Source organism: Brevibacillus sp. BC25, from assembly GCF_000282075.1.
Lineage (GTDB): Bacteria > Bacillota > Bacilli > Brevibacillales > Brevibacillaceae > Brevibacillus.
On record NZ_AKIX01000090.1, the window covers coordinates 1 to 2,412 of the forward strand.

The following is a 2,412-nucleotide window of genomic DNA, read 5'->3' on the forward strand; positions in this document are numbered from 1 at the left end:
AGCCACACCCAACTCCGGATCTCCTGTCATGAGGACAGGAACGGACGTGTGTATTTTTTCATTCATATTGATCTTCTTAAAATCTGCATGCAAAATGTTCCCCTGCAAAGGATGCCGTTGCAGCTCATAAACCATGACATCGTGCGTGTCCCCGTCTACACTCAACCGGAATGGCTTGTTCGTCGCCTGGTGACGCAGGGCAGCATCCAGCTCTCTTCCTTTGAGCTGAATCGGCTTATTGCCCACTTCGCTGCCGTACATAATACCGGGAACCCAACCTTCCTTGCGCAGTACCTTTACAGCATTGCCTGTCTTTTTTTCACGAGACTGTGCCTGTAATTGTTCCACAAAAAAACCTCCTTCGGACCGCTAGTAAAAGTTTCCTCACTAGCTTGTCCATCAGAGGTTTAGTTCAATCCCCGAATAGGGGATTGGTATATTAATCGAACAACTTGCTTACGGAAAGCTCTTCGTGAACACGAATGATTGCTTCACCAATGATTGGTGCTACGGAAAGAACGGTAATCTTATCGATAATTTGTTCTTCTGTCAGCGGGATCGAGTTGGTCACAATCAGTTCCTTGATCTTCGAGTTAGCAATACGCTCGATAGCAGGACCAGACAGAACTGGGTGCGTGCAGCATGCATATACTTCACGTGCGCCTGCTTCTACAAGTGCACTTGCAGCCAGCGTGATCGTTCCAGCAGTATCGATAATATCGTCGATGATGATCGCTGTTTTGCCTTCGATGTTACCCACGATGTTCATTACTTCGGCTACGTTTGGTTCTGGGCGACGTTTGTCAATAATGGCAATAGGCGCTTCCAGACGTTCTGCCAATTTACGAGCACGGGTCACTCCACCATGGTCTGGAGATACGACAACGATATCTTTCAGACCTTTTTCAGAGAAGTGTTTACCCAAGATAGGCACACCCAGCAGATGATCAACTGGAATATCGAAGAAACCTTGGATTTGTGTTGCGTGCAGATCCATCGTAATCACACGTTGTGCACCTGCTGTCTCGATCAGGTTCGCAACCAGCTTGGCCGTGATTGGATCACGTGCACGTGCTTTACGATCTTGACGAGCATAACCGTAGTAAGGAATTACCACGTTAATACTCTTAGCCGAAGCGCGCTTCAATGCATCGACCATGACCAAAAGCTCCATCAAATGCTCATTAACAGGAGCAGAAGTAGGCTGAATGACAAATACGTCACAACCGCGAACGCTTTCATTGAGTTTGAGTTGGCATTCGCCATCACTAAAGCGCACTACTTGTGCGTTTCCGAGTGGTACACCGATGTGTTCGGCGATTTCTTTTGCCAGTTCCGGGTTTGCGTTGCACGTAAATACCTTCAGTTTTGGGTCGCGGTAGTTAGCCATGATCTTCTCAAGAACCTCCCGTTTATGATTGCTTTTTGCCCTTGCGAGGCATTTTGTTCGCGTAATCGATTTTATTTACTTGACGCTCACGTGCGATCGCAAGCGCATTATCTGGCACATCTTGATTAATGGTCGATCCTGCAGCTACATAAGCATTTTGTCCAACTGTAACAGGCGCAACCAGATTGCTGTTGCATCCGATGAATGCTCCATCTTTTACTGTTGTTTTATGCTTCACTGCACCATCATAGTTGACGGTAATCGTTCCACAGCCAATATTGACTCCGTCTCCGATCTCCGCATCTCCTACATAGCTGAGATGAGGAACCTTCGTACCGTCACCAATTTTCGCATTTTTCAATTCCACGAAATCACCGATTTTGGCATTGCTTCCAATCTGTGATCCTGGTCGAACATAAGCAAATGGCCCTACAGATGAGTCGCTTTCCACACTCGAATCAACCATCACCGAGTAAGAAATGTTCACGCCACTCGCTACTTCCACATTCGTCAGATCCGCTTGGGGTCCGATTACACAATCAGCTCCAACGGTTGTTTGTCCACGCAGGAAAGAGCCTGGGTGAATCACGGTATCTGCCTCAATCTTCACATCAGTTTCGATGTACGTAGCAGCTGGATCAATGATTGTCACACCATTTCTCATGTGACCAGTCATAATACGTTTTTTCATGTAGGCTTCTGCTTCCGATAGCTGTACACGATCGTTAACACCCATTGTTTCCTCCGGGTCAACCGCTTCGTATCCAACTACCTTTTCACCTGCCTCACGCAAAATACCGACAACGTCTGTTACATAGTATTCGCCTTGTGCGTTGTCATTTTTCACTTCCGCCAAGGCTTTCCATAATTTTCGGTTGTCATAGCAGTATATGCCCGTATTAATTTCACTGATCGCCCGTTCCGCTTCTGTAGCGTCCTTATGTTCCACGATTCGCAATACTTCGCCCGCCTCATTGCGCACGATACGCCCATAACCTGTTGCATCAGGTAATACGGCGGGT

General features: G+C 47.1%; 3 protein-coding genes. All 3 read right to left on the reverse strand.

Features of this window, described 5'->3' with window-relative positions; translation table 11 throughout:
- A partial coding sequence (locus PMI05_RS21795; RefSeq protein WP_007726395.1) for a 50S ribosomal protein L25 occupies positions 1 to 348 on the reverse strand: 348 nt, incomplete at its 3' end.
- Between the two features lie 91 nt (positions 349 to 439).
- Positions 440 to 1,390: a ribose-phosphate diphosphokinase gene (locus tag PMI05_RS21800; RefSeq protein ID WP_007726399.1), complete on the reverse strand. Its 951-nt coding sequence runs from the start codon at positions 1,388 to 1,390 to the stop codon at positions 440 to 442.
- A 22-nt stretch (positions 1,391 to 1,412) separates the two neighbouring features.
- Positions 1,413 to 2,412, reverse strand: a 1,000-nt coding sequence (gene glmU, locus PMI05_RS21805) for a bifunctional UDP-N-acetylglucosamine diphosphorylase/glucosamine-1-phosphate N-acetyltransferase GlmU (protein WP_007726401.1), incomplete at its 5' end; no start/stop codon positions are given.

Excerpts from the sequence above, each read along its gene's own strand:
- PMI05_RS21800 (WP_007726399.1), bottom strand. The coding sequence starts at position 1,390 with ATGGCTAACTACCGCGACCCAAAACTGAAGGTATTTACGTGCAACGCA.